Origin of the sequence: Turicibacter sp. TJ11 (genome assembly GCF_021497505.1) — a bacterium.
GTDB lineage: Bacteria > Bacillota_I > Bacilli_A > MOL361 > Turicibacteraceae > Turicibacter.
Window position 1 is genome coordinate 1,272,648 of sequence record NZ_CP069349.1, and the last position, 25,298, is coordinate 1,297,945.

28 protein-coding genes and 2 other RNA genes are annotated in these 25,298 nt (G+C 32.3%); 3 read left to right on the top strand and 27 right to left on the bottom strand.

The annotated features are described in order from the left end of the window. Nucleotides 1-29 precede the first annotated feature (29 nt). From scpB to JRC48_RS05960, 11 genes are all read right to left on the bottom strand, one after another. Nucleotides 30-605 carry an SMC-Scp complex subunit ScpB gene (gene scpB, locus JRC48_RS05910; protein WP_235070921.1) on the bottom strand — a complete coding sequence of 192 codons (576 nt, stop codon included), beginning with the start codon at nucleotides 603-605 and terminating at the stop codon, nucleotides 30-32. Next, nucleotides 592-1,326 carry a segregation/condensation protein A gene (locus tag JRC48_RS05915; RefSeq protein ID WP_235070922.1) on the bottom strand — a complete coding sequence of 245 codons (735 nt, stop codon included), beginning with the start codon at nucleotides 1,324-1,326 and terminating at the stop codon, nucleotides 592-594. Before JRC48_RS05915 ends, scpB begins: the two co-directional genes overlap by 14 nt. Before the next feature lie 396 nt (nucleotides 1,327-1,722). Continuing rightward, a complete protein-coding gene (locus tag JRC48_RS05920) occupies nucleotides 1,723-3,186 on the bottom strand; it encodes a spore germination protein (RefSeq protein ID WP_235070923.1) in 1,464 nt (487 codons plus the stop codon). A gap of 40 nt (nucleotides 3,187-3,226) precedes the next feature. Further along, the gene (spoVAE, locus tag JRC48_RS05925) at nucleotides 3,227-3,577 is read right to left on the bottom strand and encodes a stage V sporulation protein AE (protein ID WP_235070924.1); all 351 of its coding nucleotides are present in this window, start codon (nucleotides 3,575-3,577) and stop codon (nucleotides 3,227-3,229) included. Between the two features lie 44 nt (nucleotides 3,578-3,621). Continuing rightward, nucleotides 3,622-4,626 carry a stage V sporulation protein AD gene (gene spoVAD, locus JRC48_RS05930; RefSeq protein ID WP_235070925.1) on the bottom strand — a complete coding sequence of 335 codons (1,005 nt, stop codon included), beginning with the start codon at nucleotides 4,624-4,626 and terminating at the stop codon, nucleotides 3,622-3,624. 39 nt (nucleotides 4,627-4,665) lie between these two features. Then, a complete protein-coding gene (gene spoVAC / locus JRC48_RS05935; RefSeq protein ID WP_235070926.1) occupies nucleotides 4,666-5,160 on the bottom strand; it encodes a stage V sporulation protein AC in 495 nt (164 codons plus the stop codon). 147 nt (nucleotides 5,161-5,307) lie between these two features. After that, nucleotides 5,308-6,018, bottom strand: a complete 711-nt coding sequence (locus JRC48_RS05940; protein WP_235070927.1) for a sigma-70 family RNA polymerase sigma factor — start codon at nucleotides 6,016-6,018, stop codon at nucleotides 5,308-5,310. 45 nt (nucleotides 6,019-6,063) lie between these two features. Further along, complete coding sequence (gene spoIIAB / locus JRC48_RS05945; RefSeq protein ID WP_235070928.1) at nucleotides 6,064-6,504, bottom strand: anti-sigma F factor; 441 nt, start codon at nucleotides 6,502-6,504, stop codon at nucleotides 6,064-6,066. 1 nt (nucleotide 6,505) lies between these two features. Beyond that, nucleotides 6,506-6,859, bottom strand: coding sequence for an anti-sigma F factor antagonist (gene spoIIAA, locus JRC48_RS05950; protein ID WP_235070929.1), 354 nt, complete (start codon nucleotides 6,857-6,859; stop codon nucleotides 6,506-6,508). Between the two features lie 173 nt (nucleotides 6,860-7,032). Then, a complete protein-coding gene (locus JRC48_RS05955; RefSeq protein ID WP_235070930.1) occupies nucleotides 7,033-8,202 on the bottom strand; it encodes a D-alanyl-D-alanine carboxypeptidase family protein in 1,170 nt (389 codons plus the stop codon). A 279-nt stretch (nucleotides 8,203-8,481) separates the two neighbouring features. Continuing rightward, entirely contained in the window at nucleotides 8,482-9,783 is a 1,302-nt protein-coding gene (locus tag JRC48_RS05960; RefSeq protein WP_235070931.1) for a pyrimidine-nucleoside phosphorylase, read from the bottom strand. Nucleotides 9,784-9,951: 168 nt separating this feature from the next. On the opposite strand from JRC48_RS05960, the gene JRC48_RS05965 reads away from it, so the two are divergent. Further along, the gene (locus JRC48_RS05965) at nucleotides 9,952-10,236 is read left to right on the top strand and encodes a hypothetical protein (RefSeq protein WP_235070932.1); all 285 of its coding nucleotides are present in this window, start codon (nucleotides 9,952-9,954) and stop codon (nucleotides 10,234-10,236) included. A gap of 165 nt (nucleotides 10,237-10,401) precedes the next feature. On the opposite strand, the gene JRC48_RS05970 is transcribed toward JRC48_RS05965, so the two are convergent. The 13 genes from JRC48_RS05970 to JRC48_RS06030 form a co-directional block, all read right to left on the bottom strand. Next, a complete protein-coding gene (locus tag JRC48_RS05970; protein WP_235070933.1) occupies nucleotides 10,402-10,626 on the bottom strand; it encodes a hypothetical protein in 225 nt (74 codons plus the stop codon). Between the two features lie 120 nt (nucleotides 10,627-10,746). Next, a complete protein-coding gene (locus tag JRC48_RS05975; RefSeq protein ID WP_235070934.1) occupies nucleotides 10,747-11,466 on the bottom strand; it encodes a 1-acyl-sn-glycerol-3-phosphate acyltransferase in 720 nt (239 codons plus the stop codon). After that, a complete protein-coding gene (locus JRC48_RS05980) occupies nucleotides 11,460-11,948 on the bottom strand; it encodes a dihydrofolate reductase (protein WP_235070935.1) in 489 nt (162 codons plus the stop codon). The genes JRC48_RS05975 and JRC48_RS05980 overlap by 7 nt, the downstream gene beginning before the upstream one ends. A 60-nt stretch (nucleotides 11,949-12,008) precedes the next feature. Further along, the gene (locus JRC48_RS05985; protein ID WP_235070936.1) at nucleotides 12,009-12,788 is read right to left on the bottom strand and encodes a class I SAM-dependent methyltransferase; all 780 of its coding nucleotides are present in this window, start codon (nucleotides 12,786-12,788) and stop codon (nucleotides 12,009-12,011) included. A 223-nt stretch (nucleotides 12,789-13,011) separates the two neighbouring features. Continuing rightward, nucleotides 13,012-13,389, bottom strand: coding sequence for a single-stranded DNA-binding protein (ssb, locus tag JRC48_RS05990; protein WP_235070937.1), 378 nt, complete (start codon nucleotides 13,387-13,389; stop codon nucleotides 13,012-13,014). 411 nt (nucleotides 13,390-13,800) lie between these two features. Further along, complete coding sequence (yfmH, locus tag JRC48_RS05995) at nucleotides 13,801-15,090, bottom strand: EF-P 5-aminopentanol modification-associated protein YfmH (RefSeq protein ID WP_235070938.1); 1,290 nt, start codon at nucleotides 15,088-15,090, stop codon at nucleotides 13,801-13,803. Beyond that, entirely contained in the window at nucleotides 15,090-16,364 is a 1,275-nt protein-coding gene (gene yfmF, locus JRC48_RS06000; protein ID WP_235070939.1) for an EF-P 5-aminopentanol modification-associated protein YfmF, read from the bottom strand. Before yfmF ends, yfmH begins: the two co-directional genes overlap by 1 nt. Before the next feature lie 646 nt (nucleotides 16,365-17,010). Beyond that, the gene (gene deoD / locus JRC48_RS06005) at nucleotides 17,011-17,724 is read right to left on the bottom strand and encodes a purine-nucleoside phosphorylase (protein WP_235070940.1); all 714 of its coding nucleotides are present in this window, start codon (nucleotides 17,722-17,724) and stop codon (nucleotides 17,011-17,013) included. A gap of 29 nt (nucleotides 17,725-17,753) precedes the next feature. After that, the gene (gene deoC / locus JRC48_RS06010) at nucleotides 17,754-18,416 is read right to left on the bottom strand and encodes a deoxyribose-phosphate aldolase (RefSeq protein ID WP_235070941.1); all 663 of its coding nucleotides are present in this window, start codon (nucleotides 18,414-18,416) and stop codon (nucleotides 17,754-17,756) included. A 273-nt stretch (nucleotides 18,417-18,689) separates the two neighbouring features. Beyond that, nucleotides 18,690-19,766, bottom strand: a complete 1,077-nt coding sequence (locus tag JRC48_RS06015; protein WP_235070942.1) for an AI-2E family transporter — start codon at nucleotides 19,764-19,766, stop codon at nucleotides 18,690-18,692. A gap of 132 nt (nucleotides 19,767-19,898) precedes the next feature. After that, nucleotides 19,899-20,945: an RnfABCDGE type electron transport complex subunit D gene (locus JRC48_RS06020; RefSeq protein ID WP_235070943.1), complete on the bottom strand. Its 1,047-nt coding sequence runs from the start codon at nucleotides 20,943-20,945 to the stop codon at nucleotides 19,899-19,901. 99 nt (nucleotides 20,946-21,044) lie between these two features. Further along, a complete protein-coding gene (gene msrA, locus JRC48_RS06025) occupies nucleotides 21,045-21,554 on the bottom strand; it encodes a peptide-methionine (S)-S-oxide reductase MsrA (protein ID WP_235070944.1) in 510 nt (169 codons plus the stop codon). A 25-nt stretch (nucleotides 21,555-21,579) separates the two neighbouring features. After that, nucleotides 21,580-22,341 carry a ThiF family adenylyltransferase gene (locus JRC48_RS06030; RefSeq protein WP_235070945.1) on the bottom strand — a complete coding sequence of 254 codons (762 nt, stop codon included), beginning with the start codon at nucleotides 22,339-22,341 and terminating at the stop codon, nucleotides 21,580-21,582. A 355-nt stretch (nucleotides 22,342-22,696) separates the two neighbouring features. Here JRC48_RS06030 and ssrS (JRC48_RS06035) point away from each other — a divergent pair. Both ssrS (JRC48_RS06035) and ssrS (JRC48_RS06040) read left to right on the top strand, forming a co-directional pair. Then, nucleotides 22,697-22,882, top strand: a non-coding RNA gene (gene ssrS, locus JRC48_RS06035) — 6S RNA. Nucleotides 22,883-23,227: 345 nt separating this feature from the next. Continuing rightward, nucleotides 23,228-23,417, top strand: a non-coding RNA gene (gene ssrS / locus JRC48_RS06040) — 6S RNA. A gap of 73 nt (nucleotides 23,418-23,490) precedes the next feature. Here the strand turns inward: ssrS (JRC48_RS06040) and JRC48_RS06045 are convergent. The 3 genes from JRC48_RS06045 to pssD are packed head-to-tail and all read right to left on the bottom strand — an operon-like array spanning nucleotide 23,491 to nucleotide 25,289. Then, the gene (locus JRC48_RS06045) at nucleotides 23,491-24,345 is read right to left on the bottom strand and encodes a beta-1,6-N-acetylglucosaminyltransferase (RefSeq protein WP_235070946.1); all 855 of its coding nucleotides are present in this window, start codon (nucleotides 24,343-24,345) and stop codon (nucleotides 23,491-23,493) included. A gap of 12 nt (nucleotides 24,346-24,357) precedes the next feature. After that, entirely contained in the window at nucleotides 24,358-24,828 is a 471-nt protein-coding gene (locus JRC48_RS06050) for a glycosyltransferase (RefSeq protein ID WP_235070947.1), read from the bottom strand. Then, entirely contained in the window at nucleotides 24,825-25,289 is a 465-nt protein-coding gene (gene pssD, locus JRC48_RS06055) for a PssD/Cps14F family polysaccharide biosynthesis glycosyltransferase (protein WP_235070948.1), read from the bottom strand. Before pssD ends, JRC48_RS06050 begins: the two co-directional genes overlap by 4 nt. Between the last annotated feature and the right edge of the window lie 9 nt (nucleotides 25,290-25,298).

Genomic DNA, 25,298 nt, shown 5'->3' on the forward strand with positions numbered 1-25,298 from the left:
AGTATGCCCAAATACCATCGCTCTATTTACTACTCTTCTGATATGCTAAATAGATCCGTTTCTTCCTCTAAATTAAAATCTGGAGCAACAAATGGAAGCTCTGGTAACTCTTCTAATGTTTTTATCCCAAAATAATCTAAAAAATCATCGGTTGTTCGAAATAAAATAGGTCGTCCAGGTCCTTCTAAACGTCCCGCTTCTTCAATTAGCGAAAATGTTAATAATTTCCTTAATACATTATCACTACTTGCTCCGCGAATATTTTCAATTTCATGACGTGTAATAGGTTGACGATACGCAATAATCGCCAACACTTCTAAAGCTGCATTGGTTAACCCACGCTGATTTGGATTTTGAATGAGGCGCTTTAAATAAATGGCGTGATCTTTTTTAGTCGTCATTTTGTAGACACCTGCAACTTCAATAATATCAAACCCACTGCTAATTGACGAATAACGCTCTCTTAATTCAATTAATAGTGATTTAATTTCAACCTCATTAACATCCAGTACATACTCTAATTGCTGTGTACTAATTCCTTCATCACCTACAGCAAATAATAACCCTTCTAAGATACCTAAACGTTCTTGTCTAAACAACTTCATCACCTTCTAAACTTGAAATATAAATGTCCTCATAATAATTTTGTTGAGAAATACTGATTTGATTTGCTTTCACCAGTTCAAGTAATGCTAAAAAGGTCACAACGATATATTCTTTATCAAATTGCTCAAATAAACTTATAAATGCAACACGCTTTTTATACTTTAATTGTTGGCTCAGTGATTTCATTCGATCTTCAACTGAAACACTTTGTGGCACAATTCTTGTCTTTAATGGTTTAGCTAATTTATGACGACGCAATAATTTTTCGAAGGCAGAAATTAACTGCTCAACTTGAAGATTTTGTGGAAGTTTTGTTTCTTGATCAATATAATCTGAGAAATCAATAGGTGGCTTAGTGAAAAACTGCCCACGCTCTTCTTCTAGTTCTCGTAATTCTTTCGTTACCTCTTTATATTGCTGGTATTCAACTAAACGTTGAATTAAAGCTTCTCTTGAATCCTCTTCATATTCATCTTCTATTTCAACGACCTGTTTCGGTAATAAGCTCTTACTTTTAATTTCGATTAAAGTTGCAGCCATTACTAAATATTCTGAAGCAATTTCAAGCTGCAAGTTCTCCATGGCATGAATATAATCTAAGTACTGCTGCGTAATCTCGGCAATTTTTATATCATAAATATTAACTTTAGCTTCTTTTAATAAATGTAAAAGCAGATCAAGTGGCCCTTCAAACGCATCAATTCGTACTTCATAACTCATAACCCACCTACTTCCTACTTAATAACATTTCTTAATTGTAACGAATTTTTAGTATTTTCACAATAAGTCTTATGAAAAAATCACTTTTCCTTTTATAGACAGTTATATCCGTGGTCATAGGTCGTTAAACATAAAAGAATTTCTTTTCATCACCTTACTAACAAGGTGGATTCTGTTTCTTCACTTATATATCAGTCAACATTCATTTTTAAAATCTTAAAACTTTTAATCTTTATTCTTAACTTGAAATCGTTGGCTGATTGGCTGTCTTAATCTTAAAAAATTCTTTAACTAAAACTGAAATAAAATAACGAAAGACATCTTTATCCTTTCTTAAAAAAACATAACTATAAAAAAATTTCCTCACCGTAATTTTGTAACAGTGAGGAAATTATATTATTCAGGTTGTGATTTTTTTTCATCCTGTCTTTTACTATGATTATAGCGATAAGGAATTGGATAACGAATAATAGCTTTTAATAATCCTTTAAAGTCAAATGGAATTAATGGATATAAGTATGGTTTACCGAAGCTTTTCATTGTTGCTAAGAAAATAAATCCTCCAATAATGGTTCCAAGGTAACCCCAAATTCCAAGTAAAGCTGTTCCAACAATAATAAATAGCTTAAAGAGTTTATTAGCAAGCCCTAATTCATAACTTGGTGTAACAAACGACCCTAAAGCTCCTATAGCTACATAAAATAAAATTTCAGGTCCAAATAATCCAACATCAACCGCTACTTGTCCAATTAAAATAGCTGATACGATCCCAAGTGCTGATGAAATGGCATTCGGAGTATGAATAGATGCCATACGTAAAAACTCAATCCCAATTTCACCCGAGATTACTTGAAGAACAAGTGGAATATTTCCTTCTTCTTGCGGTCCGAGGAAGTTGAAAAAGTCTGGTAAATACTCTGGATGTAAGACAAATAACAACCATGTTGGCATTAAGAAGATTGAAACAATAATCCCGGCATAACGAATTAATCTTAAAAATGTTCCAACAGCAGGGGTTTGGCGATACTCTTCTACACTTGTTAAATGATCAAATAGCGTCACAGGTCCTAACATGACACTTGGTGAAGTATCAACCACGATAGCTACCATTCCTTGATATAAGTGCGCAGCAACAACGTCAGGACGCTCAGTGTATCGAACAAGCGGGAACGGATTATACACTTGATTCGTGATAAACTCTTCTAATTCCTTATCCGTCATCGTTAATCCATCAACCTTCACTTGTTCAATACGATGTTTCACTTCACTAACCACTTGAGGATCAGCGATATCTTCGATATACATTAAGACAACGTCAGTTTTCGACTGATCGCCAACTTTCAAAATAATATTTCGAAGTTTTCCTGTTCGAATTCGTCGACGTGTTAAAGCTGTGTTAACAATGACGTTCTCCGTATATCCATCTCTTGATCCTCGGACTGTTTTTTCTGTATCTGGTTCCGATGGACCACGACCTGGATAGCTTCGAACATCAACAACAAAAGCTTGTGTTTCATCATCAACAACCACAGCAATTAGTCCACTTAACACTGCTGTACAAATATCATCAATTTTATCTGTGACACTAACTTGTTGATGAACTAATCGATTATGAATCGTTTGAAAAACATCGTTATCAGGATGTGGCAAGCTATTTAATAATAATAACTGAGTCATTAAATCGACAACTAATTCTGAGTCAATCAATCCAGTAACATAATAAAACTGAACTCGTCGCTCCATAACAACAATTTCACGTTGACCAACATCAAAACTCTTGCCGATACCTAGATTGTCTTCTAATATCTTTTGTGTTTCATTGATATCCTTCTCAACAGATACATGTGCATCATCTGCCATAGTATCCCACCTTTCCCTGATTAAATCTATCTTTAACCTCTCATCCTTTTGGTTTAAATATTAAAGCAACGATAAAGGCAAACAAAATGGCTGCCGTAATTCCGGCTGCCGTTAAATCAAACATTCCCATTCCAATTCCAATAAATCCTAATTGTTCTGATTTTTCCATTGCACCATGAATAATCGAATGTCCGAAACTCATAATGGGAAGTTGTGCACCTGCTCCTGCAAATTTAATCAGCTGATCGTATAACCCAAACACATCAAGTGCTGCACCTACTACAACAAATCCGCACGTAATATGTGCAGGTGTCAATTTAAAATAATCTAAGATTAATTGTCCGATAGCGCAAATTGCACCTCCAACAACAAAAGCTTTTAAGAACATCATCTGTATAATCGCTTCCTTTTTTGTTAAATTATTTTCATTTCATCTCAATCTTCAGCGCACAAAGCAACTGCATGTGCAATACACGGAATTGTCTCTTTTTGCTGAACAATAAGTGGATTTAATAAAGCTCCTGTAGCAACAACTAGCACACGTTTTAATTTTTTCTCTTCAAGTAACTTTTTAATATGTCCATAAGTTACTACTGCACAACAACCACAGCCACTACCACCAGAAAAAACTGATTGATCCTCAGAATAGATGAGTTTTCCACAATCATTATGTTGTTGGCTAATATCGTAGCCTTCCTGTTTTAGAATATCAATCAAAATAGGGCTTCCACATCTCGCTAAATCACCCGTTAAGATTAGATCATAATATGACGGCTCTACCCCTAAATCTTTAAAATGTTGTTTAATTGTTTGAGCAGCTGCTGGCGCCATAGCCGATCCCATATCTAACGGATTTTTTTGAGCAGCATCTACAATAAAACCAACGGTTCCAGACTCAATGCGAATCTTTGTTCTTTTATGACTAACTAATGCCACACCTGAACCTGTTACCGTATATTGTGCTGTTTCAGGTTTTGGTCCTCCGTATTCAGTAGGATTTCTAAATTGACGTTCTGCGGATGAATTATGACTGCTTGTCGCTGCCAGAGCAATTTTAGCACTATCACTATCTATAAAAATGGAACTAAGTAATAATGACTCCATCGCAGTTGAACAAGCACCATAAACCCCAAAAAAAGGTATATCCATTTCTCTAAATGCATAGTGAGTAGGAACAATTTGATTGACTAAATCACCCGCAAATGCTACTGTCACATCATTTTCCTTTAACTGAGCTTTCGTTAAAGCTTGATGAATAGCACTTCTCATGAGTTGAGACTCAGCTTGTTCCCATGATTTTTGCCCACAATATGGATCATCGTACAAGACATCAAAATCATCTTTTAACGGTCCTTGTGATTCTAATGGCCCAACGGCAGTTCCTGTTTCTAATAGGAAAACACTATTATTAAATTTCCAAGATTGACTTCCAACCTTCATGACTATCATCCTTTCTTGGCCGCTTTTTATTCATACTTTTCATTGAAGATAAAAACAAGCTAATGTCATCATTTTCTCTAATTGTGGGACAATATTAAATTCAAGTAATAAGTAACGAATACTCCCAAACACATAAGCAGAAATAACTGCAAATACGATTACAGCTCCAGCTAACTTAAATAAATTCGTTGCTATTCCTAGTATCACACCTTCACTTTTGCTTTCTAACGCAGCTGCTGTTAATGAGTTGGCAAATCCACTAATTGGAACAAACGCTCCTGCTTTAGCCATTTGACCAAACTCATCATAAACACCTAACCCTGTTAAAATAGATGCAATTAAAATTACTGTGACAAGTGCCAGTGTACTCGCTGTATCACGAACAAATCCAAACCAACGAATATAAATTTCAATTAATACTTGCCCAAATACACAAATGAGTCCACCGAAGAAAAATGATACGCCTGCATTTTTTAAATAATTTGGTTTAACTTCATGACTTTTGATAATTTCTTCATATTTTTTCGTTTTCACGCTTAGTCACCACTCCTCAAAAATTAAACTCTACTCTTTAATATGACTTTTTTTCTAAAAATTATGAGCTTTGAACTTAAAATCGCTAATAAACTCATATTTTGTTATCAACAAAAAAAGATTGTTATCTTTTGATAACAATCTTTTTTAAGTCGTCATTTTTTCTTTTAATTCTTTTAATATCTTTTTTTCAAGTCGTGAAACAGCCACTTGATTAATTTCTAATCGCTTGGCTACTTCTGATTGCGTGTATCCTAAATCAAAGCGTAAATAAATTAGCATTCTTTCCATTGGATCTAATCCTGAAACAAGTTGCTTTAAGACAATTTTTTGTTCTAAACTCATTCCTTCTTGATGATTTGGAATACGTTCAATTAAAGGCATATCTTCTTTTTCATAATTATCTAAAGAAGCCACGTTCATCGGGGCATTCATTGCTAAAATGATTTGTTCTTCCGATAATTCAGTTACCTCCGATAGTTCCTTAATGGTTGGCTCTCTTTCTAGACTTTTAGTGAGTTGGTCTTTAGCTTCTTGAATCTTATGCAAATTACTTTTAATACTACGACTAATTTTAATCGGACTTTGTTCTCGAATAAATGCTTTAATCTCTCCAATAATGAGTGGAATTGCATAAGTAGATAAGGTCGTGTCATACGAAGCGTCGAATTGATTGATCGATTTTAATAATCCCATACATCCGATTTGAAAAAGATCATCCTTCTCCACGTCAAGATGAGCAAATTTATGTACGACTGACCAAACTAAATCCATATGATTCTTTACTAAAGTTAATTTCGCTTCTTCATCACCACTTTGAGCTTTCTTAATAAGCTCTTGAATTTCTTTTTTATTCATGTAACCATCCCTCATGCCCTGTCATTTAAGTATCATGTTTTCATGCTACTTCGTTGATGAATCTATAGGTAAAAATTCTTTTTCAAACGAAATGGTTGTTCCAACACCTAAAGCAGAATGAACTTCAAATTGATCACTGAATGACTCCATAATCATAAATCCTAATCCACTACGTTCCTCTTCTTGCTTAGTTGTATAAAGTGGCTGTTTAGCTAATTCAATATTTTCAATCCCTTTTCCAAAATCTTGGATGACTACTTTTAAACGACGCCCAACAATACTTGCCTTCATGTCAATAATGCCCTCTTCATTGTCTTCATATCCATGAATAATGGCATTTGTAACCCCTTCCGAGACAATCGTTTTAATTTCATTTAATTCGTTCGCACTTGGATCAAGCGGTGTAACAAATCCAATAATTACTAGCCTTGCAAAACTCTCATTAATACTTTTTGCAGGAAATTGTAAATGCACTTCATTATTCATATTATGCAATCCCCCTAATTACAGACTCTAGTTGTGAGTCATCGTTAATTACTTTTATAATTTTTGAAAGCCCCGATAATTCAAAAACTTTTGAAACTAATGGTTTCATCCCAATAACCATAACTGATCCATTAATTGCTTTTAATTGATTATATCGTCCTAATATAATTCCAATTCCTGAACTATCCATAAAATCTAAATGTTTAAGATTAAAAACGATATGTTTAATCTGTGACTCACTCATCACAGTGTTAAGTCGACTGCGTAATTGATCAGATGTGTGGTGATCTAGTTCACCATTTAAATTTACATATAACACTTGATTTTCTACATAAAGCGAGACTGTTATACTCATGATAATCCCCTTCCCGTGCTAGATTAAGTTCATTTTAAATGAAAAGCTATCAGAATATGTTACTTTCGACAATTGTAGTGTTTTTATTTTTTAGCATTTCAAAAAATATAGCTTAAAATTATTATGCTATTTGTCTTAAAAATAAAAAAAAAGAGGAAAATGCATAAAACTTGTTATGCATTTTCCCCAAAAATCATTTGTGACACAATATAACCTAATAGGCCAATAAAACTATTTTTCTCAACAGATTCTTTAACTGTTAATGGGATTTCTCGATAGACTTCACCATTATAATAGTAAGTTAATGTCCCAATTTGATCCCCTGGTTGAATTGGTAATTTAATTTCTTTGTTTAATTTCACTTCATAATTTGACTCTTGTTCTTTATCAGTTTTCTTTTTTAGAACTGTAATCGGTTCAGCTGTTACAATATCAAATTGACGATTTTTAGCTAACATATTGTAGCCACTTGAGACAATTTTTTCACTCTCAAGTTTTGGAACAAGTTCATATTGTTCATATGCATACTCGATTAAACGAGTTACTTCCTGATTACGAATATCTGATTTACTTCCGCCCATTACAACTGCTATGACACGCATATCATTACGATTAGCAGTTGCTGTTAAACAATAGCCAGCTTCTTGTGTAAATCCAGTTTTAAGTCCATCCACACCATCAACATACTTTAAAAGCTTATTGGTGTTAACTAACCAAAATGGTGACTCCGTATCTTGACGAATATAGTCTTCGTAAAGTGAAGAAAACTCTGTGATTTCAGGATAGTCACTCAATAAGTGGCGGGCGATAATTGACATATCATATGGTGTTGTTAAATGCCCTTCTGTTGTCAATCCTGTTGGATTTTTAAAAACAGTATTTTTCATCCCTAACTCTTGTGCTTTTTCATTCATCTTTTCAACAAAGGCTTCTTCACTACCTGCTACTCGTTCTGCTAACGCCGTTACTGAATCATTAGCTGAGGCAATTGCAATACTTTTAAATAAATCTCGTACTGTCATTTCTTCCCCTGGCTTTAAAAAGATTTGTGATCCACCATAACTCGCTGCATTCTCACTTACGCGAATCACTTCATCCCATTGCATTGATTCATTGTTAATCGCTTCAAGAATTAAATACATAGACATCATTTTAGTCATACTTGCTGGCGGTAATTGTTCATGAGGGTTTTTCTCATATAAGATTTCCCCTGTTTGTGCTTCGATCAAAATAGCAGCTTTTCCATCCGTCACTAGTTCATCTGCTCGAGCGACAGTGACATGAATAAAACAACTGAAGATAAAGCATGTAACTAGACTCATTAACATTTTTCTTGTTTTCATTTTTGCACCTCTTTTTCTACCTGCAGCGTTATTACACTTGTATGAGAGGAATGATTAAAATATGCACAGTGCATGAGACATGAATTTATTTTTCTATCAACATTAACTAACACGTCTAAGCGTTTGGAAAGAAATAAGACAAACACTCACTCAATTTGCCTAATCCCGTTGAATAACAGAGTTAACTAAAAAAAGGAGTCGATATTCAGTCAACTCCTTTTTAAATGAATAAAAACGTAAAGAAACACACCTATTTTGTCAAACTAAATTTATGTTAAGCTAGGCAATAATATCATAAATTAATGTAGGTGAGCAAACTGGAGATTCAGTCATCTCATAAGCTTGATGAATGTCAGCTATTACTTCTGTTGAGTCAGCCTGATTAGTATGAATATAAGCTAACACATCACCCATATTAACGAATTCACCAACCTTTTTATTTAGGACAATGCCAACTCCCATATCAATCGTATCTTCTTTCGTCGCACGTCCTGCTCCTAATTTCATCGCAGCAATTCCGATTTTTAAAGCATCTATTTTTTCAACATATCCTGTTTGAGAGGCTATGACCGGTAAAACAGTTGAAGCAGACGGTAATAAATTAGGATCTTCAATTTGATTAATATCTCCACCTTGTGCAGCAACGAAGTCTTTAAATTTCTGTAATGCTTCTCCATTACGTAATTTTTCTTTCAGTTGCACATAGGCTTGCTCAGTATTAGCAGCTTTTTTAGCTAAAACAACCATATAACTTGCTAACTGTAATACAAGTTCTTCTAAATCAGCAGGTCCTCTTCCATTTAATGTTTCAATCGCTTCTTTAACTTCTAATGCATTTCCAATCGCAAATCCTAATGGTTGATTCATATCCGTTAAGAAGGCAACCGTTTCACGACCTGCATCACGCCCGATTTCCACCATAGCTTTTGCTAATACTTTTGCATCATCTAATGTTTTCATAAATGCTCCGGCACCAAATTTAACATCTAAAACGATCCCGTCAGCACCAGCCGCAATTTTTTTACTCATAATGGATGAGGCAATCAGTGGAATTGATTCTACCGTTCCGGTTACATCTCGTAAAGCATATAAATACTTATCGGCTGGAGCTAAGTTCCCCGTTTGCCCAATAATCGATAATTTAATCTCGTTCACTTGCTTCACAAAATCTTGCATATCAAGTTCAATTTTCATTCCCGAAATAGACTCAAGTTTATCGAGTGTTCCTCCGGTATGGCCTAATCCACGACCACTCATTTTTGCCACAGGAACCCCCATTGAAGCGACTAAAGGACCTAAAATTAAAGATGTTTTATCACCAACACCACCTGTTGAATGCTTATCTACTTTAATTCCTTCAATCGCTGATAAATCAATAACATCTCCGCTATTAACCATCGCTTGAGTCAATGCTAACTGTTCTGCTTTAGTCATTCCATTAAAAACAACTGCCATTAAAAAAGATGACATTTGATAATCTGGAATTTCTTTATTTGTATACCCCTTTATTATCCATTCAATTTCCGTAGTTGTTAATTCAATGTTATGTCTTTTCTTAGAAATCAAATCAGTCATTCTCATTGTTATCACCTATTTCTTAACATAATAAAAGCCCTTTACATTATACCTTAAACTAATTCTGGTTGGAATTGGTTCTCTAAAATATCTATCAAAAAACATAATTTATTGAATACTTAGCTTATCCCGTGGGAAAATATAAATATAACCCCGACAAAATGAGGTGAAAGTATGTTTCGACAACATAAAATTTTATGCGAGAATAAAGAAACAGTCATCTATCTCTTTTTATACGATCAACAAATCGATTTAGAAACGATGAAAAATATATTCTCTCAAATCGCTATCACGACGCTCGAATCACGAATTATTAATTACTTCAATCAACACCATATTAAATGTCTAGGTAATCATGTACGAATTGTTTATCATGCAACAATTATCAAAGATTTCTTTATTAATCAGCATTATCAATCTAAATCACATGCAACAAATGTAGTGAGCCTTTATCGCTAACTTAACATGTAATCTATCAGTGATAGTCTAATGATTATCACTTTTTATTTTAAGTTATAGGATACGTAACGAAAAAATGACAGATTTTATAACTTATTTTTATATTTACGCAAAGTATTCATTACTTTATTAGATAAATACTTTCTGACGTAGATATCTTTTCTTTCATAGCAAAATTGTTGTTAAGGTAGCTAAAACAATAATAATGATTAAATAAATAAGAGCTGCTCTTGCGAAATTACGCTGATTAGGATTTATCTTTCGATTAAAACTAAAATAAACATAGGCAACTAAATTAATAACAGGGATCATTCCTAATAAAATAAGAAAAAGCCACTCTTCAATTTTAATGACAGGTTGTAGTTGCACCTTCTCTTGTTGAGGTTCCATACTTTTTATTGCCTCCTCCATTAACAGATATTTATATTTTTCCAAATAAACCAAATTTTATACAAACATATTATCTCTTATCATAAAAAAGACTGTTTTGATTAACAAAACAGTCTTTTATTATTTATTTATCGGAGATTTAATAATCTGTTCAACTTGCTCGCAAATTTCATTAGTTGATAATTGCTCATATGCTTCGTAAGGGATTGGATCATGAATTTCTAAATGAATAGTCGTACGACGAGGCCAACGTTTAGCTACTTCATAACTATTATAAATAGTAACAGGAATAATCTCAGCCTTAGCTTTTTGAGCTAGCTTAAAGCTTCCTGCTTTAAAGCTTCCCATCTCACCTTGAATTTTGCGTGTTCCCTCTGGGAAGATGACCATTAAATGTCCATCTTTTACGCTTTTTGCCGCTGCTGAGATCACTTTAACAGACTGTCTTACATCAGTACGATCCATAAACTGACATTGAATTAAACGCATCGAATCACTTAATAAAAAGATATTATCTAGTTCTTTCTTAGCAATGTAACCGTGTGGCTTCTTAATCGCTTTTAACATGGCCACAATATCTAGATTACTTTGATGATTAGCATAAATGACTCCATGTTCAATCTCATCTAACTTTTCTAATCCCTTCGCATCCACTTTTACATTAAATAATAAAGGAATTGCCCACGAAACAAGCCAACTAATAAAATCAAAACGTTCTTTATTTGTATACTTTTCATCCTTCAGTTGTTGAACGCGTCCGTTAACGCACAGTACTAAAACAATTGATCCAATTAAAATGATTAATAGAATAGCTAATAGAATCCATAAAATATTTAACACTTTAACTCATCCTTTCTTTCATAGATAGCAAACTTTAACTCACCACTTAACTCTTCTTTTATACAAATCCATTGATTCCAATCAATCACTGGAAAATAAGTATCTCCTTTAAATACTTGATTAATATGTGTAATGTATAAACGATCCACATAAGGTAAGGTTTGTTCATAGACTGAACGCCCCCCAATGATAAATAACTCCCTGTCTTTTGGATACTGTTTGATAAATAGTTGCCAATTTTCTAAAACCGTAACTGATTCATAATCGTATGATTTTGTTTTTGTTAAAACGTAATGATGACGCTTAGGTAACGGTTGATTTTTATAAGATAAAATGGATTCAAAAGTTTGTCTTCCCATTAAAAGATCATGTCCTAATGTCTTTTCTTTAAAATAAGCTAAATCCTCTGGATAATACCATGGAAGTTGATTGTTTGAACCGATCAATTGATGAGAGTCGAATGCCACAATTAACGAAATCATCTTATCTTTCCTCTCTAGCCATTAAAATCGATAGTTATTTCTAAAAGTTATTTCTTAAAATTATTTTTCAATCACGCCATAAAAGAAATGTCGCTTTTGATTTTGACGTTCAATTGTAAAGCCAAGCTCACTAATAGAGTGATTTCCATAACTTGATTTTACAACGACACGCTGTTTAGCCACTCTTAGAGCTTCTGTGACATGCTCTTTTGTCATCATATCATATGAGACAACGGGTTTTATAACCTTAATCCCGTGAGAACTTTCAACAGATTGATTAAACATAAAATCAAAATAAACAACGTCAACAAAATGATCAGGGCACTGTTTTAAGTAGTCTAAATTATCGGTATGAACAATATTGATTTGATCAATCAGCGACTTCCACTCAGGTTTTTCATGAGTAGCATAATATTGTAATCCTTCACTGACTAGAACCGATAAAGGAAAACTTTTTTCAAGAGAAATTACCTTCCCCTTAGAAGCTGTCACATAGTTAGCTACTAGTGTATCAGATGCTAATCCTAACGTACAATCTAAAAAGGTCATCCCTTCTTTCAATTGACAAGCCGTAACTAAACTATCCGATTGTCCACTCTTTATTTGTTTAATTCGATGCATTGCCATGTTAGGATGAAAGAAAATTTCATCATGTCCTTTTTCATAATAACTCAGCCCACGTTGGTTATTCACAACAAAAATCTGTGCATCTTTATGTTCTAACATATACTTTACTGTTTTTTTATTTCGAGCAATGTATGGAACGTTTAATGACTCAGAAAGTTTTTTTGCTTTTACAATCAGTTCTTCTGTTTCATCAAATGCTGTAGTAATAATCATCATGTCACCGCTTTTCGTTAATCTCTATCTTTCTATTTTGACAGATAATTGTTTCAAGTTCAAGACGTTTTAAAAACTTCTTTTCCTAACCTTAAAGACTAGTTTAAACTTAAAAAACCGCTACTTAAACTAAGATTAGCGGTTTAATAAATATACGAGAAATATCTAATTGAGGTTTAAAAATCTGATTCATGCTTCACATCTAATAAAAATACGTTTATTTTTATATAGCCAGTTCTTTAACTCTTTCAGTTTCTAACTGATCTTTTTGATCAGTTGTTTTTGTTTGAATAAACGAGACCTTCTCAGCAACAACTTCAACGACACGAATTGATTTATGATTAGGAATTTCGTATGTTTTATGAACTAGACGGCCTTTAACACCGATAATAGCACCTTTACCACAATACTCAACAACGTTTCGTGCAATTCCTTCCCAGAGGGTGATATTTATAAAATCCGTTTCGTACTCACCAGTTGCAGCATTTTTAAATGAGCGTGTGACTGCGAGTGTAATCGTTGATACTCTCTTTCCATCTTGTGTTTGTATTAACTCAGGTTGACGCACCACTCGACCAACTAAAACAACATTATTTAACATTAAAATCATCTCCTTTAGAGTTTGTTTGTTCATATTCACTTATATATACGATCTGCCCTATCTATTTCCTTTTATCATTTATTTATTTTTTACTCCGAAAACGTGTTCATTCTGATTTTGAGTTTTGAACACAAAAAGGACACATAACTTTGTCGAATTTTGATATAATTTCATATGTATTCATGAACACCCCCCCCGTTCATGCAATACATTCCTTTCATTATTGTTTTTCATTCCATTTTTAATTTTTTACATCCCCTCATCAAACAAACGTATTGGGTTATGAACTTAGCAAACTTTTTTCGCTAAGTACCAATGCAACCTTATACTATTCCCCTCTCGGAGAACTGATGCCCCCCATCGGTTCTCCTTTTTTTATTTATCATAAAAAGCTCCCCGATGGGGAGCTTTTTATGCTTGTTTAGGTAATAATTTGAAGATACTCATATGATCATCAACAAAATAATTTTGAGCTAATTGATGTAAATCCTCAATCGTTAATTCATCTAAAACATCTACAATTGAAAATAATTGAACACCATTAAAAGCATACTGGGTAAATTGATTAGCAATAAACTCAACTGAGTTTAAAGCGGATAAGAAACGACCTACCTTTTTATTTTTAATTCGATTAAACTCTGATTCATCAAATGTCATATTAGGGATAGATAATAATGTTTCTTTTAAACTAGCAGCTAGTTCATCTGGATAACGAGTGTCTCCACCGATAATTGAAAATCCAAATGATTGCTCACAGTTTGTTTCATATGAGAACGTATCGTTAATATATCCTTTATCTAACATTTCCTCATAGTATGCTGAAGAACTACCAAACATTAAATCAAAAATAATATCTAAGGCCACTTCTTTTTTCAAAAGATCTTTTCCCTCACCATGATTAATGGCGTCCTTAACTCCAACAAATACTTTTGCTGTTCCTACTTCCATCTCTAATGTACTTTCTTTACGAACAACTTGCGGTAATTCTTTAGGATATTGACGAGGAATCGTATCTTCTTTTTGATAATCTTTTTTTGATTGATTGTCACGAACTAAAGTCATCATTTCTTGTACATCAAAATCGCCAATTACAAATAATAACATATTTGATGGATGATAGAAGGTATTATAGCATTCGTACAATAAGTCTGCCGTAATATCCTGAATGGATTCTACTGTTCCTGCAATATCTATTTTTACTGGATGTTCTTTAAATAAATTTCCGATGATTTCATAATATGAACGAAAATCAGGATTGTCATCATACATCTTAATTTCTTGTGCGATGATTCCTTTTTCTTTCTCAACAGTTTGCTCCGTAAAATACGGTGATTGGACAAAGTCAATTAATGTCGTTAAATTTTCTTTTAACTCACTTGTACATGAGAATAAATAACATGTTCTTGTAAATGACGTAAAAGCATTCGAAGAAGCACTGTGTGCTGAGAATGTTTCAAAGACATCATAGTCTTTCTTTTCAAATAGCTTGTGCTCTAAAAAGTGAGCAATTCCATCCGGAACACGTTTCATTTCACTTTGACCAATCGGCACGAATTGATTATCAATTGATCCATATTTTGTTGTGAACGTCGCAAATGATTTATTAAATCCTGCCTTAGGTAACATGTAAACCTCTAAACCATTTTCTAATTGTTCATAATATAGCTTTTCTTGTAATTGGGGAAATTCTTTAAACTCCATTATTCTGCCACCTCTTTCCCAGTTAAGAAGAAAATCGAATCTTCTTTAATTTTTTTAGCGACTGAGACAATTTGATCAGCTGTAATTGAATTGACTTCACGAACCCATTCTTCTACTGTTAATGGTTTTGATAATAAGCGATTTAGTGCCTCATGTGCCATCATCCCTGAAGCTTGATCCATTGATTCTAATTTTGAATTAATTAATGATTTTTTAGCTAAATCCATTTCTTTATCTGTAAAATTACCCGCCATCATGTCTTTTAGCTGTTTATCAATAATTTTTAATGCTTTTTCATAGTTTTGCGATTCAATACCTGAATAAACATACATTAAACCTTTGTAATTATCTAAGCGAGAAGCACAGTAATAACATAAAGATTCTTTTTCACGAACATTTATGAATAATTTAGAGTGAGCATAGCCTCCGAACATGGCATTAAATACTAGTAAAGGTAAGTAATCTTCATCTCCAATACGAGTATACGTACGATATCCTATATTTAATTTACCTTGAGCAATATCTTGTTCTTCTTTAATAACTTTTACTTCTTCAATGACTTTATCTTCTTTATCAATCACTTGTAAGTTAACTGAACGATGTTGAAAATCAAAGTATTTTTTGAAAATATCATGCACTTTTTCATGATCAATATCTCCAACTACTGTAATATTTACTTGATTTTCATTTAACATTTGCTGATAAGTTTCTACTAAAGACTTAGCACTAATGTTTACTAAATCTTCTACATATCCAGTTGAATTAATACTAAAGCTTTCATTTTGACACATCGTCTCCACAAGCTTTTGTAAAGAATAAGAAACTTTATCGTCATAAATAGATTCAATGTATTCTTTTAATAAACGTTTTTCGATTTCTACGACTTGTTCTTTAAAGGCTCCATTAATAAATAGAGGATTTAAAATAACTTCTTTTAAAAGTTCGACCCCCTCTTCTAGTAATGGTTCACGATCGCCTAAAAACTTTTCATTAGCGAGTGACAGATAAAATTTAATATTATGCATCTTTCCTCTTTTTTCAACAGTCGTTGATAAAGATGCTCCATAAAGAGATTCTAAGTATGTATTAATCTCTTTTTTTGATGGATATTTTTCTGTTGCTGAACGTAAAACATAAGGAAGTAAAGAACGTTTTGTTACTGTTTCGCGATCAATTTCAGATTGAAAAGAAATTGAAATCAAATTCGTTTTAAATTTATCTGTTTTGATCACCGTTAATGTATAACCTAAATCATCAAATTGACGAACTTCCATAAAGTCACCACCTATTTATAGTTAATATCTTTTTTATGCTTCTTCATTATAGGATATTTTAAACATTAAATCAAAAAAGTTCCATTTTAATTATGATTTTCAAATGTAGAACATGAAATAAATACAATCTCCTTTTATTTAGCAAGAACATGGATCTTTCACGACAAGAACTTATGCACGATTAAGCTTATAACCTTTATAATTGTCTAATAAATAAGTATCTATTGTCTTAGACAATTCATATGGTTTTATATCCTGTAATTGACTTACTTTTATCATTACTTTTAAGCTATCTCAATTAATAGCTAAACGATTTTTTGATGTTTGCTTACATCGTTCGAGTCATTTACCTGTGATATGTTTCGTGAATGAGATCTTTTTTAATTTTCAAATAATAATTAGATGAAAGAAGAAAAATGACTCCTATTTAAATCAACTTCTATCATTATTACTAAAAGACAGATAGATTGTTAATCCATTTATTTAATTTTTTATATTCTTTATCCTTTTATTATTACTTTATTTAATATCAGTTAGAATGTTAATTTTATACCTTTTTTTAAGACGAGATTCTTCTCAAAAAAGACAATCATTCTTAAATGTCCTAAACAAAAAGAACAATCGCTAACGATTGTTCTTTTTAAAATTACTCAGCTAATTCTAAAGCAATTTCCATCATTTGAGTGAACGTATTTTGACGTTCTTCCGCTGTTGTTAATTCATGTGTGACTAATGAATCTGAAACAGTTAAAATACATAATGCATTCACTCCCGCATAAGCAGCATTCATATATAAAGCAGCGGCTTCCATTTCAATTCCCATAACACCCATTGAAGCCCATTTTTTCCATGAATCTTTTTGAGCATCATAGAATGTATCAGATGATAAAATATTACCTACTTTAACATTGATTCCTTTTTCATTTGCTACTGTTACAGCTTTGTTTAATAATTCCCAAGAAGCAATTGGAGCATATGTTCCAGGTAACTCATATTGTGCAGCGTAATTAGAGTTTGTACAAGCTCCCATTCCAATGATAACATCACGAATTTTAACATCTTCACGAATTGATCCACATGAACCAATACGAATTAAGTTCTTAACTCCGTAAAAATGGATTAACTCATATGAGTAAATTCCGATTGAAGGAATCCCCATTCCAGATCCCATAACAGAGATTTTTTTCCCTTTATATGTTCCTGTATATCCGAACATATTTCGTACAGTGTTAAACTGAACCACATCTTCCAAAAATGTATCCGCAATAAATTTTGCACGTAATGGATCTCCTGGTAATAAAACTGTTTCAGCAATGATCCCTTGTTCTTTACACTCAATATGAGGTGTTGGAATTGACATAACTTTCACTCCTTTAATTTAATTAATGATTAATAAGCTGTTGTATTTTCTTTACCTTGAACTAAAGCTACTCCACCAGATGTTCCGATACGGTTCGCTCCAGCTTCAACCATAGCTTTCATATCTTCAGATGTACGAACACCACCAGATGCTTTTACTCCTACTGTTTCACCAACTGTTTGACGCATTAATCGAACATCCTCAACCGTTGCTCCACCTGTTGAAAATCCAGTTGATGTTTTGACGAAGTGAGCTCCAGCTTTAACAGACATCTCACAAGCTTTTACTTTTTCTTCATCCGTTAATAAACATGTTTCAATAATCACTTTAACTAATGTTCCATTAGCTGCATCTACAACTGCTTTAATATCTTCATATACTAATTCCCAATTACCATCTTTAGCAGCCCCTACATTGATAACCATATCAATCTCAGTTGCTCCTGCTTCAATAGCACATTTTGTTTCAAAAGCCTTAACTTCTTTCATTGTTGCTCCTAAAGGGAATCCAATGACTGTACAAACTTTAACATCTGTCCCTTTTAACTCCTCAGCACAAACAGATACCCATGATGGGTTAACACAAACTGAAGCAAAATCATGTTCTTTAGCTTCGTTACATAACGTTAAAATTTGAGCTTTTGTTGTTTCAGGTTTTAAAACAGTATGATCAATGTATTTACTTGCTTTCATATGAAGTCCTCCTCATGACTTTAAAATCACGCTATACAGGTCCTTATTATTATATCTGAAGTTTACTAGGTTTATTGTAAAAAAACAAAAAACTTCGGTCTTTATGAAAAATAATATAAAGTTATTTATGATGACTGGGACTATATAACAAATCATAAATAATTCTACCAAAAATAACTATATTTTAAAACAGTTTTCATCATATAATTATATTTTTTGTCATTTTTTGTTTTTCTAATAAATCTCTATCAATGAAAGTCTTTTTAACATTATTTAATGTTTCAAGTCACTAATATACCGACTAATGGTACGAATCACTAAAAAAACTGGAATAGCAAAGAATACCCCTTTTAGTCCAAGTAAAGTTCCAGCAACCATCATTAGCATCATAATAAACAAAGGGTGAATGTCTAAGTTACGTCCAATAATAAATGGTTGAAGAAAATTGCCTTCGACTGCTTGTAAAATAGCTAATATAATGATGACTAATAAAACTTTATTCCACGAAATAGACAAGGCAAAAATAAGAACAGGGATAGCCCCAATAAACGGACCGATAAATGGAATAAAATCAGTGAGTCCAATTAAAAATCCAAATAATAAAGCATAATCAATCCCAGCAAACATGAGTAAAACTGTCGCGATTAATGAAACACAAACCATAATAATAGCAAGTCCACGAATGTACGATCCTAATGAATCATCTAACAAACTAGAAATAGAGGCTACGTGAGAACGATAACGAGTAGGTACTAAATTTAATAAACCATTTAGAATTTTTTCATAATCCTTTAAAAAATAAAATAATGCAATGGGCACAATGACAATAAACATTAAGGATCCGAGAATTGAAAAAACAATATTAAATGTAAACCCTGTTACCTCACGAATATGTTCCGTTAATGTACTGACCCACTTACTATATTGACTTAAAAATAAATCAGATAAATGTAAACCCGATTGTTCATCAAAAATAAGTAATTGATTTTGAATCGCTGTTAAATAGGTTGGTAAATTCATAACTAAGTCGTGAACCTCGCGAATAATCGTTGGTAAAAACCAGGAAACAATTCCATATAAGCTTCCAAAAACAACAGCATAAAATAAAAAGACAGAAATCACACGTGGTAGCCGAATTCGATCAATCCATAGAATAAGTGGATGAATAATGTAGGCTAGTAAAAATGCCACAAAAAAAGGAAATAAACTTCCTAGAATATCGTTCCAAATTCTCCCCCAGACTGAAGATGTTTGAATACATAAAAACAAGATAACTAAACTAATTAAAAAAGATACTGCATACAATAAAAAACGAATAATCCTGCTATATTTATTGAAAAATTCATTCATCTCTAACACCTCATTATCTCAACTAATTGCTACTATTGTCTTTATATTATAAGTGTCTAAAGTATGATTATGCTTATTTTAACTATAAAAAAACTCCAACATCAGTTAGAGCTCTTAGATTTATGTCATCATTTAATTTTTTGCATGAATGATTTTATTCACTCCATCAAATAACCACATTAAAAGTTGTATGATGGCTAAAGCAAGATAGGGAGCTGCCATAAAATCAAAAAAATAACAAAGTAAAGCAGATAAAATACCTAAGCTAATACAATAAACATATTTATAATTGTGATAACTTTCAAGTATAACTAAATCAGATAAAAGAAAAATTCCTGTGATAAAAATTGAACCATTTAATAAAAATAACACATTAATCCAGTAGGGATACTGAAAAATAAAACCTAAACTAATTCCTATTAATGTGTAAATTCCTAAATAAATCGTTAATAATTTGTAGTCAATGATTTTTCGTTTGATCAAAAATAAGGCGCATACGATTAAGGGAATAATCAGTGTAAAACATAAACTTCCTTCAAAAATCCCAAAGATAACGGTAGCTAATGAATAATAAGCAGCTTTAAATTGAGAATAAGTTAACGGATTTAACGAATGAGTCACTTCTACATAAGGTGCTGTTAACATCGGTGGAAGTTCAATTAATCCTAAATTATTGTTAGTAAATAAAATTCCTAAAACACTGATAAAATAACCAATTAAAACAGGATGGATCCGATAAAACGTATGTCCTTTTTTTGTATTTTGCGAAAAAATAGCGATTGCTGTAATGGCTACACAAAAAACAGAAATAGGCCCATCTAGTGATAGCATTAAAACTAATAATAAGGTAAATAAAAACGTAGGTCTTTTAAACGGAAAACAAATAGCTTGCTTGATTGATTTAGGAATCGTTCTAACGATAAAGGCTAATATTAAATCATTCAACCAGGCATATCCTAAAATTATAGCTAATTTCATGACATGTATTTTCAAAATTTCAAATGCGATTGTTTTACCTAAATAACCAATGGTTGAATAATAGCTATATTCAACAAATAATCCTATTGCGATTAAAATTAGTGACACTCCTATAAAATATCCTACTTGATGTTCACAAAAAACACGCTTTTCATGATACTCTTTTGACTTTTGCTTGATTACTTCTTTAATTCGATTCATTTTTAAATCCACCCACTCCCATTAATATCCTTTCATATTCATTCTCTCTTCAAAATAATCTCAATTTAAAAAGATTAGCACAGGCTAATCTTTTTAATTTTAACGATACTCATCCTTCAAATCTTCTTTTGGGATACGATATAAGTTAACATGGCAGTAACCCATAGGATTTTTTGTTAAATAATCTTGATGAAACTCTTCTGCATCGTAAAAGGTTGTCTGCTTCTTAACCTCAACAACAATCATCTGCTCGTAATTAGCTTGTTCTTTTTGGATAAAATCACGAATTACTTGAGCATCTGATTCATCTTCGTAATAAATTCCCGTACGATACTGAGTTCCAACATCATTACCTTGTCGATTTAAAATAGTTGGATCAATAATTGAAAATAAATGTTTTAAGATTTTTTCAAGTGAAATCACCTGTTCATCATAAATCAACTCACAAGCTTCAACATGATACGTTCTTCCGGTACAAACCTCTTGATAGCTTGGATTAATCGTTGTTCCGTCGGTATAACCAACCTTTGTTTGTATAATTCCTTTAATACGTTTGAAGTATGCTTCTACCCCCCAAAAGCATCCTCCAGCTAAAACGATTTGTTTCATTTTGTTTTCACATCCCTTTTAGAATTTATTGACCTTTTCGACGAATCGGAATGGACTTCGTTAATTCACGAACGACATAACTAGCTGCAATTAATCCTGCTACACTTGGAACAAAAGCATTTGAAGCGGGTGGCAATTGCTGCTTACGTACTTCACTATCTTCCTTACCAACCACTTTTATTGTGTCCTCACGACCAATGATTGGACTCTCGGTTGAATAAATAACCGGTACCTTTCCATTAACTTTTTCTTTTTTTAGTTTTGTACGAATGACCTTCGCAACCGGATCATAAGACGTATTTTGAATGTCTGCAATTTCAAACTTGGTTGGATCTAACTTATTAGCTGCTCCCATCGATGAAATAAACTTTATCTTACGACGTAAACATTGTTTAATTAAATGAATTTTAAATGTAATTGTATCTGATGCATCCACCATAAAATCAATATGATGTTCAAACAATGTCGGTGCTGTTTCTTCATTATAAAACATGTGCATTTGAATGACCTGACAATTTGGATTAATCTCTGCAATGCGTTCAGCCATTACCTCTACTTTAGAACGACCTACCGTTTTTAATGTTGCGTGAATTTGTCGATTGACGTTGGTAATATCAACCACGTCTTTATCAATTAAAATCAATGTTCCGACACCAGTTCTAGCTAGGGCCTCCGCAGCAAAAGATCCGACGCCTCCTATCCCTAAAATAGCAACGGTACTGTTTTTTAAAATTTCTGTTCCTTCTGGTCCATATACCAATTCATTTCTAGAAAATTGATGTAACATAACATGAAGCTCCTTACTTTTCCTATATCAAATGTTATAAACTGATTATACCTTTATTATGTGCAAAATGCTATGAAGACTCTCAAAAAAAATTATAATAAGTTTTTTTACTTTATTTATGATTAAATCTAAATTTTTTGCTTATAATATAACTGTCAGGAAGAGAAGTAACTTTGCAGTGAGCATTTGTTGCCGTTATAATACCTATATTTCGATGCTGGTATGCAACATCAAGTCACTGTAATTAAGCGATTATATAAGATATAAACTCATAATAACTAGTTATTTCTCTTTTTGTCATCGTATATTCTGAATTTCATTTTATGATTGTAATGAATATACACTCTACTCTTAATATCCCCTGGGATGTACGTACGGTGATTAGTTGTTGAATCCGAACATTTCTGATAAGGGAATCTGGCGTTCTAATACGGTGTTGAATGCCCAACGGCCTGTTGGGAATCCTAATGTATTAGACAGGATACCCACCTGCTTTCAAAGCGGGTTTTTATCCTAACACCTACGGCACTCCGGGGCATTAAGGAAAAACACGAGTTTTATACTCGTGTTTTTTTATTTATAAATTAAACTATTTAAAAATTTCTTAAAATATATTTTTTTATTGATTAAACTTAACAGACATGATAAAATAAAAATCCAAATTGATTGAGCCTCATATTTATACCGAATAAACACACATACATTTTAATTAGATGATCAAATGAATCTCCTCTTCATGTCCCCTAAACATGTAAGGTGATGAAAAGATAATCTAACAATCTTAACTAAGATTGTCAATCAATTTGGTGTTATAATAAAGATGTTATTGATTGAATATATTAAGCTATGTTATTGTCTTTTGACTAGCAACATGATAAAATCTAATTAACATCTGGAATATGCGTAAGGTGATTAGTTCTTTAAATCCGAACACTTCTGATAAGGGAATCCGACGCTCTAATACCGTGTTGAATGCCTAGCTTTTTCCACCTAGGACTCCTAACGTATTAGATACGATGCCCACCTGCTAATTTAGCGGGTTTATATCCTAACACCTACGGTATTTTGGAGAAACACAAGCTATGCTTGTGTTTTTTATTTTGAAAAAAGCTATACGAATTAATAATTCGTATAGCTTTTTTCTATTCCTCACATAGCTATATCTTTATATATTTTTTCAATAATTTCATGATCAATATAACTATCAAATTTTCTTGCAAATAGAGCGGTACTTTGTTTTAACATCTCGTAATCGTTTATCGTATATACTTTAGGATTAGACTGTCCGTTCCATTGAATTTCCCGAAGTGTCTCATTGATCACCGTATCTTTAAATGAAGAATTTAAGATTAACGTTTGAAAAAAATGTTCATCTGCACATAAAGTATATTTGTATCCTCTTATATATTCTGGATGTTTCTTTAAATATTCCATAATATAGGTCGTACAGTCTCCTGATAGAGTAAACCAATTTGCGCCTTTATAAATTTTAAAACCTTTCAAATTTTTGCGAATTGGAAACTTCTTAAAAAACTTAGAACACCAATCATTAAGAATTGCACATGGTCGAGAACGACTATATCTACAATCACTCAACAAATAATATCCTTTGATACGCCATAAATTTTTTTCATCATCAATTACTTCCAAAAATTGATGTCCTTTGTATTGAACTAAAAATTCATCAACTGTCTGCTTAGACTTAATAAATAAATCTTGTCCACTGATTAAATGATAGAAATCGTATTGCTGTTTATATGCACTTTCTAATAGTAATAACGTGGCCTGTACTTGAGAAAACCCTCCCCAATTAACTGAGATTTGCTTCTCTAACAAATAAACATATTCATAAGTTTTGAAATAATCTCTTAGCTGATGAAATAGATTTTCACTTTTTTTATCAATATGTAAATAAACATGATGTTCTTCATCTGCTATATATTCAACCAGTTTGACAAGCTGATCAAAATTTTTATGAGCAACAATTAAAAAAGCTTGTTTCATAATCATTCCACCTTAACTCAAGTATTGTTCTAATCTTTGATCAATTAAGTCACCTATGTTTCCTTTTTGATTAAATGGTAATGGTTGAAATGTTTTAGATTTTTCGTATAGTGCTAGAAAATCTTCTCCATCTTTATACATTAAAATACACCCTAGTTGTTCTAACTTACTAGCTAATTCAATTTGATGATCGTTAACGTGCTCATGATATTTTGTTAATCTTGGAACTGCAATGACCTTTTTTTGATGTTGGATTCCTTGTAAAATAGATCCTGCTCCTGCATGAGTTACAATTAAATTAGCTTTTTCATAAAGTTCACTCATCTCATCAGCAGGGATAAAACTAAATAACTTCATTTTGTCTGTTTCATAATGATTATGCCCTGCCTGAATAACAATCTCCTCTTTATCGGCGATTGGTTCTACTAGACGCATAATACGTGTAAAATTCTGTTTTTGTGTTCCACACAAGACTAAAATCAAAATAAACACCCTCCTACAATGGCATTTGGATATACTTCAAGTAATTCCTCCCATTGTACATAGAAATCTGTCGCAATTTTATACATTAACTTGCCACTAACAGATGGCGTATGAACATTAGCCACTGTTTCAATATAGATAACTTTTCTAAAAAATAAACGCGCATACACACACATAGGAATAGTTGAATGAACTCCTGTTGACACCACAACTTTTGGATTATACTTAATAAAATAAATAAAAGAAACCAACCAAACATAGAGATATTCAAAAATATAGATCCAACCATCATTTTTCGAACAATACATTAAGTATTCTGTAGGAAAAGAACTTTCTTGTGAAATGGCTGTTTTCTCGGTAACAATGACCCCATTATATTTTTTTATGAGATGACTTAGTTGCAGTAATTCTGTATAATGACCACCTGCACTAGAGCAAAATAAAACTTTTCCTTTTTTCACCTTAATCAC

Excerpts from the sequence above, each read along its gene's own strand:
- scpB (WP_235070921.1), bottom strand. The coding sequence starts at position 605 with ATGAAGTTGTTTAGACAAGAACGTTTAGGTATCTTAGAAGGGTTATTA.
- JRC48_RS05915 (WP_235070922.1), bottom strand. The coding sequence starts at position 1,326 with ATGAGTTATGAAGTACGAATTGATGCGTTTGAAGGGCCACTTGATCTG.
- JRC48_RS05920 (WP_235070923.1), bottom strand. The coding sequence starts at position 3,186 with ATGGCAGATGATGCACATGTATCTGTTGAGAAGGATATCAATGAAACA.
- spoVAE (WP_235070924.1), bottom strand. The coding sequence starts at position 3,577 with ATGATGTTCTTAAAAGCTTTTGTTGTTGGAGGTGCAATTTGCGCTATC.
- spoVAD (WP_235070925.1), bottom strand. The coding sequence starts at position 4,626 with ATGAAGGTTGGAAGTCAATCTTGGAAATTTAATAATAGTGTTTTCCTA.
- JRC48_RS05940 (WP_235070927.1), bottom strand. The coding sequence starts at position 6,018 with ATGAATAAAAAAGAAATTCAAGAGCTTATTAAGAAAGCTCAAAGTGGT.
- spoIIAB (WP_235070928.1), bottom strand. The coding sequence starts at position 6,504 with ATGAATAATGAAGTGCATTTACAATTTCCTGCAAAAAGTATTAATGAG.
- spoIIAA (WP_235070929.1), bottom strand. The coding sequence starts at position 6,859 with ATGAGTATAACAGTCTCGCTTTATGTAGAAAATCAAGTGTTATATGTA.
- JRC48_RS05955 (WP_235070930.1), bottom strand. The coding sequence starts at position 8,202 with ATGAAAACAAGAAAAATGTTAATGAGTCTAGTTACATGCTTTATCTTC.
- JRC48_RS05960 (WP_235070931.1), bottom strand. The coding sequence starts at position 9,783 with ATGAGAATGACTGATTTGATTTCTAAGAAAAGACATAACATTGAATTA.
- JRC48_RS05965 (WP_235070932.1), top strand. The coding sequence starts at position 9,952 with ATGTTTCGACAACATAAAATTTTATGCGAGAATAAAGAAACAGTCATC.
- JRC48_RS05970 (WP_235070933.1), bottom strand. The coding sequence starts at position 10,626 with ATGGAACCTCAACAAGAGAAGGTGCAACTACAACCTGTCATTAAAATT.
- JRC48_RS05980 (WP_235070935.1), bottom strand. The coding sequence starts at position 11,948 with ATGATTTCGTTAATTGTGGCATTCGACTCTCATCAATTGATCGGTTCA.
- JRC48_RS05985 (WP_235070936.1), bottom strand. The coding sequence starts at position 12,788 with ATGATTATTACTACAGCATTTGATGAAACAGAAGAACTGATTGTAAAA.
- ssb (WP_235070937.1), bottom strand. The coding sequence starts at position 13,389 with ATGTTAAATAATGTTGTTTTAGTTGGTCGAGTGGTGCGTCAACCTGAG.
- yfmH (WP_235070938.1), bottom strand. The coding sequence starts at position 15,090 with ATGGAGTTTAAAGAATTTCCCCAATTACAAGAAAAGCTATATTATGAA.
- yfmF (WP_235070939.1), bottom strand. The coding sequence starts at position 16,364 with ATGGAAGTTCGTCAATTTGATGATTTAGGTTATACATTAACGGTGATC.
- deoD (WP_235070940.1), bottom strand. The coding sequence starts at position 17,724 with ATGTCAATTCCAACACCTCATATTGAGTGTAAAGAACAAGGGATCATT.
- deoC (WP_235070941.1), bottom strand. The coding sequence starts at position 18,416 with ATGAAAGCAAGTAAATACATTGATCATACTGTTTTAAAACCTGAAACA.
- JRC48_RS06015 (WP_235070942.1), bottom strand. The coding sequence starts at position 19,766 with ATGAATGAATTTTTCAATAAATATAGCAGGATTATTCGTTTTTTATTG.
- JRC48_RS06020 (WP_235070943.1), bottom strand. The coding sequence starts at position 20,945 with ATGAATCGAATTAAAGAAGTAATCAAGCAAAAGTCAAAAGAGTATCAT.
- msrA (WP_235070944.1), bottom strand. The coding sequence starts at position 21,554 with ATGAAACAAATCGTTTTAGCTGGAGGATGCTTTTGGGGGGTAGAAGCA.
- JRC48_RS06030 (WP_235070945.1), bottom strand. The coding sequence starts at position 22,341 with ATGTTACATCAATTTTCTAGAAATGAATTGGTATATGGACCAGAAGGA.
- JRC48_RS06045 (WP_235070946.1), bottom strand. The coding sequence starts at position 24,345 with ATGAAACAAGCTTTTTTAATTGTTGCTCATAAAAATTTTGATCAGCTT.